Below are 6000 nucleotides of genomic sequence, written 5' to 3' on the forward strand. Positions count from 1 at the left end.
CCATGGTTCGTCGTACCAAAGAGGAAGCTCAGGAAACGCGCAGCCAGATTCTTGAAGCGGCCGAGCAGGCCTTCTACGAGCGCGGGGTTGCGCGTACCACGCTGGCGGATATTGCCGCGCTGGCAGGCGTGACACGTGGTGCCATCTACTGGCATTTCAGCAACAAGGCCGACCTGGTGCAGGCGATGCTCGATACACTGCACGAGCCGCTGGATGAATTGGCCAGGGCCAGTGAGAGCGAGGACGAGGTCGATCCGCTGGGTTGCATGCGCAAGCTGCTGATTCATCTGTTCCATCAAGTGGCCCTGGACCCGAAGACCCGGCGCATCAATGAGATTTTGTTTCATAAGTGCGAATTCACCGATGAAATGTGTGATCTGCGCCGTCAGCGCCAGACCGCCAGCCTCGAATGCAACCTGCGCATCGGGCTGACCTTGCGTAACGCGGTCCATCGCGGGCAGCTTCCGGAGAATCTCGACACCGTACGTGCCGCGGTGTGCATGCACGCCTATATCGACGGAATTCTCGGCCAGTGGCTGCTGGTGCCCGACAGTTTCCAGTTGGCCCAGGACGCAGAGCGCTGGGTCGATATCGCGTTGGACATGCTGCGCTTGAGCCCTGGCCTGCGCAATTAAGACAAAATGCGTAATTGCGACCAGTTGTGTCAACAATAAACACCGGGGCTGGTCAATCAGGCTTTTCCCTGATTTTGTGGGGTGACGTTATATACGGGCTGGCGGGCGGTTGATAGGTAGTTGGCTAAGTATTTTGTAGCAATATTGTTGCAAGGCTGTGAAGGAATGTTTCCTGCGGCCCATAAAAAAGCCCCGGCTCTCGCAAGTCGGGGCTTTTTCGTTTCAGCAGATCAGAGTGCCAGGGTCGGGTAGTCGATGTAGCCGACCGGGCCTTTGGCGTAGAAAGTCTCTGGATGTGCTTCGTTCAGCGGTGCATCGGCCTTCAGGCGAGCCGGCAGGTCCGGGTTGGCGATGAACGGCACGCCGAATGCCACGGCGTCAGCCTTGCCCGAAGCCAGCCACGCGTTGGCGCTGTCCTTGGTGAAGCGTTCGTTGGCGATGTACGGGCCACCGAAGGCGGCTTTCAGTTGTGGGCCGAGGCTGTCGCCCGCTTCCTTTTCACGGGAGCAGATGAACGCGATGCCACGCTTGCCCAGCTCTTTGGCGACGTAGGTGAAGGTTTCCGACAGGTTGGCGTCGCCCATGTCGTGGGAGTCGGCGCGCGGTGCCAGGTGCACGCCTACACGGCCGGCGCCCCACACTTCAATCACGGCGTCAGTGACTTCGAGCAGCAAGCGTGCGCGGTTTTCCAGGGAGCCGCCGTAGTTGTCGGTGCGCTGGTTGGTGCTGCTTTGCAGGAACTGGTCGAGCAGGTAGCCGTTCGCGCCGTGGACTTCCACGCCGTCAAAACCGGCGGCCTTGGCATTCTCGGCACCTACGCGGTAGGCGTCGACGATATCGGCGATTTCAGCGACTTCCAGGGCGCGCGGGGTAGGGTAGTCGGCCAGCGGACGTACCAGGCTGACGTGGCCTTTAGGCTGGATGGCACTTGGCGCGACCGGGGTTTCACCGTCCAGGTACGACTCGTGGGAGATCCGGCCCACGTGCCACAGTTGCAGGAAGATCTTGCCGCCTGCACCGTGCACGGCCTTGGTCACATTGGCCCAGCCGCGAACCTGGTCGTTGGACCAGATGCCCGGGGTGTCCGGGTAACCCACGCCCATTGGCGTTACGGAGGTGGCTTCGCTGAGGATCAGCCCGGCGGAAGCGCGTTGGACGTAGTACTCAGCCATCAGCGCATTGGGCACGCGACCGGCGTCGGCACGGCAGCGGGTCAGCGGCGCCATGATGATGCGGTTCGACAGTTCCAGGTCGCCCAGTTTGATCGGATCGAAAATAGTCGTCATGGGATAACACCCTTCTCTTTAGTTGATCAGTTAGTCGCGGGGGCCAGGTCGGCATCGCCGGTCTGACGGAAAGTAATCAGGGTCACCAGCAGCGCGAGCACGGCCAGTGCAGCAGCGGCCAGGGGCACGCTGGTCAGGCCGAAGCCGTGGGCAATCACGCTGCCGCCCACCCAGGCGCCGAGGGCGTTGCCGATGTTGAAGGCGCCGATGTTCAAGGTGGACACCAGGTTCGGTGCGGCCTTGCCGAAGGTCACCACGTTGATTTGCAGTGCCGGTACGGCGGCAAACGAGGCGGTGGCCCAGAGGAACAGGGTGATTTCAGTCGGGATCACGGCGACGCTGGTCCAGGTCAGTACGGTGGACACCACCGCCATGCTGATGAACACGCCGATCAGGGTGGCAGCCAGGCGCTTGTCTGCCAGCTTGCCGCCGATAATGTTGCCGACGGTCAGGCCCAGGCCGATCAGCAGCAGGGTCCAGGTCACGCCCTTGGGCGAAACACCGGTGACGTCCCCCAGCAGCGGCGCGACGTAGGTGAAGAGGGTGAACATCGACGCAGCGAACAGCGCGGTCATGCTCAGCGACAGCCAGATGCCGGCGCCTTTGAGTGCTCTGAGCTCGGCGCGCATGTCGAGTTTTTCCTCGTCACGCTTGGCCGGCAGGAAGCGGATCAGACCGATCAGGGCGATCACCCCAATCACCGTCACGGCCCAGAAGGTCGAGCGCCAGCCGGCTTCCTGACCCAGCGCGGTGCCCAGCGGTACGCCGAGCACGTTGGCCAGGGTCAGGCCGGTGAACATCAGCGCCACGGCCGAAGCACGCTTGTTGGCCGGCACCAGGTTGGCGGCGACCACCGAACCGATACCGAAGAAGGCGCCGTGGCACAGCGCGGTGACCACACGGGCAAACATCAGCACGTTGTAGTCGCTGGCCAGGGCGCAGAGCAGGTTGCCGATGATAAAGATGCCCATCAACGCTACCAGGGCGGCCTTGCGCGGCAGCTTGGCGGTGGCCAGTGCCATGAAGGGGGCACCGATGGCCACGCCCAGGGCGTAGCCGGTCACCAGCCAGCCGGCGCCGGGAATCGATACACCGAGGTCGGCCGCCACATCGGGCAACAGGCCCATGATGACGAACTCGGTCGTACCGATGGCGAAGGCGCTTAAGGCCAGGATGAGTAGCGAGAGAGGCATTGATGGGTCCTTGTTACAGCGGTGCGCTGAGTTCTTCGGTGAGCGCTTTGAGGAAGGCTTGGATCACGTCCTCATTGCGTTTGAAAAAGTGCCATTGGCCGGCCTTCTGGCTGCTGATCAGCCCCGCCCGTTGCAGGTTCGCCAGGTGCGCCGACACGGTGGACTGAGACAGCCCGCAGCGCTGGTCGATCTGCCCGGCGCAAATGCCGTATTCGTGGTTGTGCAGCTGCTCGGGGAATTGCACTTTCGGGTCTTTCAGCCAGTTGAGGATGTCTCGCCGTACTGGGTGCGCCAGGGCTTTTATTATTTCGTCGAGGTCGATGGACATGGCAGTGATGCTCGGTTTTGTAAAACGTTATATCGCGATGAGGCGAACTTTAAATCGTTGTATCCCGATATACCAATATGAATTTGGTCTTAAACCAGATTGAATCGGTATATCGGGTTATAACGATACGTTGACGGCAGTGCTAGACTGCGCGCCATGAATTATCTCGCACATCTGCACCTCGGCGGCCAACTTCCTGCTCAATTGCTTGGCAGCCTGTATGGCGACTTTGTTAAAGGTCGCCTGCAAGGCCAGTTCAGCCCGCAAATCGAGTCGGCGATTCAGTTGCATCGCTCAATCGATCGCTACACCGACAGTCATCCGCTGATCGGGCAGGCGCTGTCGCGCTTCACCCTGACCCGGCGCCGCTATGCCGGGATTGTCCTCGATGTGTTTTTCGACCACTGCCTGGCGCGGGACTGGGCGTTATATGCCGATCAGCCGCTGGAGCGATTTACCTCTGAGGTTTACCGGGTGCTCGCCGAAGAGCCGGCGTTGCCGGGGCGGCTGGCGCAGATTGCGCCGTACATGGCGGCGGATGACTGGCTGGGTTCGTACCGCGAATTTGCGGTCATGGAACAGGTACTTCGAGGAATTGGCCGGCGCCTGACACGGCCCGAAGAACTGGGCCATGCCATGCAGGAATTACGAGCGCTGTACGAGCCGTTGAGCGAGGATTTTCGGGTGTTTTACCCAGAATTGCAGCGGTTCTCAAATAGCCAGTTGGCAATACAACTATAGATGTGGGAGCGGGCTTGCTCGCGAAAGCGGTGGGTCAGCTAATGAATCTGCTGACTGATGCACCGCCTTCGCGAGCAAGCCCGCTCCCACATTTTTCACCGTGCTCGCTTCAGGCCGCGAATGCTGGCCGCGCTGGCATTTGCTCAGCTTCTGGAAGGGGGCCAAACAACGCCTTCTGCACCGCCTGCTGCGCCTGGAACGCCAGCGCCGCACGTTCCTGCCCGGCGCAGGCAATCGGCTTGAGCAGATGGATTTCCACGTCGCCCTGGTCATTGCCGAACAAACGCATCAAGTGCGAGAGCAAATCATCGTCGCCAATAAACGGTGCCAGCGGGTCGATGTGGCCATCGCGCAGATAACGAATCGCCACCGGTTGCAGCGACACATCGGCATCAATCGCACTGGCCAGTAACCGCCCGTGGAACGTACGCAGGGCGCGGCCGTCGGTGGTGGTGCCTTCCGGGAACATCAACAGCGGGTGTTGTTGTTCCAGATGACGCGTCATCTGTTTGCGAATCAACTGGCTGTCCCCCGAACCTCGGCGGATGAACAGGCTGCCTGCCTTGGCGGCCAACCAGCCCGCCACCGGCCAGGTGCGCACCTCGGCCTTGGACAGGAACGACATCGGCGCCACCATCCCCAGCAGCGGGATATCGGTCCACGATACGTGGTTGCTGACCCACAGCATCGACTGTTGCGGCAACTCACCGTGAACGGTCACGCGAAAGGGCAGGGCGTTGGTCAGCCGTGCCATGAAAAAACGCGACCAGCGCTGCCGGCGCACCATCGAGTTGGCCACGCCCAGACGTTCAAACACGCCAAACACACTGGCCATGGTCAAACCCAGGGCCACCACCACCAGTACGCGGGCAATTCGCCCGTACACCCGAAGGCGGCTCATCACATGGCTGCCTTGAAGTGGCGGGCATACCGCGGGCACAGTTCGTCGCGCTTGAGCAGGATGAACACGTCGGCCACCTGGAAGTCTTCGTCCCAGCAGGGTTCGCCGCAAATCTTTGCACCCAGGCGCATGTAGGCCTTGAGCAAGGGGGGCATTTCGGCGATGACGTTGGATGGCAGGTCCAGTGCCGGCAGCGGCTTTTTCGGCTCGGCCCGCAGGTGTTCGTTGCACAGGTAGCGTTCGCGCAGGCGCTGCATGATCGCGTGGGCCTGGATGCCGCCGTCGTGCATCGGGATGCTCGCGCAGCCCATCAGGTAGCTGTAGCCGCCCTGGTTTAGGACTTCGGCCAGCTCGCCCCACAACACGGCGATGGTGCCGCCGTTGCGGTAGGCGGGGTCGACGCAGGTGCGGCCGATTTCCAGGATGGGGCCTTTGAGGTGCAGCAGGCCGTGGAGGCTGAATTCTTCTTCGCTGTAGAAGCGGCCCAGGGTGGTGGCAGCCTGGTGATCGAGCAAACGGGTGGTGGCGACGAGTCGACCGCTGTTCAAATCCCGCACGCCGATGTGGCTGCAGTGAACATCATAGTCATCCATGTCCAGGCCCAGTTCAGCGCCTTTCAGCTTGGCGTTGAATTCGCCGCTGAACACGTTGAACCGCAGGGCCTGGGCTTCCTGCAAAGCCTGGGCGCCGATCAGGCGTTCGGCTTGCAGGCGGCGTTCATTGCCGGTGTCGCTGATGCGGGCGATCTGAGTCATGGCGAGTCTCCGAGTGCCGGCCAGGGTTACGGCCGGTCGACTTGTTTGTGCCATGTCAGGCTATGTAGGGCCGGTGTCATCTCCATGAAGTTACGGTGACGCTTAGATGACAGGCATTTCGCCGGTGGGTGCTGTGTTTTTTGTGTACATATCCGTTGCTG

Annotated in this window: 7 protein-coding genes; 2 read left to right on the plus strand and 5 right to left on the minus strand. The window is 61.4% G+C overall.

Annotated elements, in window-relative coordinates; translation table 11 throughout:
- The first annotated feature begins 2 nt into the window (after positions 1–2).
- The gene (locus HX807_RS17080) at positions 3–635 is read left to right on the plus strand and encodes a TetR family transcriptional regulator (RefSeq protein ID WP_003219798.1); all 633 of its coding nucleotides are present in this window, start codon (positions 3–5) and stop codon (positions 633–635) included.
- Positions 636–865: 230 nt separating this feature from the next.
- Here the strand turns inward: HX807_RS17080 and HX807_RS17085 are convergent, their stop codons facing one another.
- The 3 genes from HX807_RS17085 to HX807_RS17095 are packed head-to-tail and all read right to left on the minus strand — an operon-like array spanning position 866 to position 3442.
- The gene (locus HX807_RS17085; protein WP_177050525.1) at positions 866–1921 is read right to left on the minus strand and encodes an alkene reductase; all 1056 of its coding nucleotides are present in this window, start codon (positions 1919–1921) and stop codon (positions 866–868) included.
- A gap of 26 nt (positions 1922–1947) precedes the next feature.
- Positions 1948–3114, minus strand: coding sequence for an MFS transporter (locus HX807_RS17090; protein WP_003219795.1), 1167 nt, complete (start codon positions 3112–3114; stop codon positions 1948–1950).
- A gap of 13 nt (positions 3115–3127) precedes the next feature.
- Positions 3128–3442, minus strand: coding sequence for a helix-turn-helix transcriptional regulator (locus HX807_RS17095; RefSeq protein ID WP_003219793.1), 315 nt, complete (start codon positions 3440–3442; stop codon positions 3128–3130).
- A 156-nt stretch (positions 3443–3598) separates the two neighbouring features.
- Here HX807_RS17095 and HX807_RS17100 point away from each other — a divergent pair, with 156 nt between their 5' ends.
- Positions 3599–4183, plus strand: a complete 585-nt coding sequence (locus HX807_RS17100) for an ACP phosphodiesterase (protein ID WP_003219791.1) — start codon at positions 3599–3601, stop codon at positions 4181–4183.
- Between the two features lie 109 nt (positions 4184–4292).
- On the opposite strand, the gene HX807_RS17105 is transcribed toward HX807_RS17100, so the two are convergent.
- Together HX807_RS17105 and olsB are read right to left on the minus strand one after the other, a co-directional pair.
- Positions 4293–5084, minus strand: coding sequence for a lysophospholipid acyltransferase family protein (locus HX807_RS17105; RefSeq protein ID WP_003219789.1), 792 nt, complete (start codon positions 5082–5084; stop codon positions 4293–4295).
- Positions 5084–5839, minus strand: coding sequence for an L-ornithine N(alpha)-acyltransferase (olsB, locus tag HX807_RS17110; protein WP_008431132.1), 756 nt, complete (start codon positions 5837–5839; stop codon positions 5084–5086). The genes HX807_RS17105 and olsB overlap by 1 nt, the downstream gene beginning before the upstream one ends.
- Positions 5840–6000: the final 161 nt, after the last annotated feature.

Source organism: Pseudomonas sp. D8002 (assembly GCF_013385695.1).
GTDB lineage: Bacteria > Pseudomonadota > Gammaproteobacteria > Pseudomonadales > Pseudomonadaceae > Aquipseudomonas.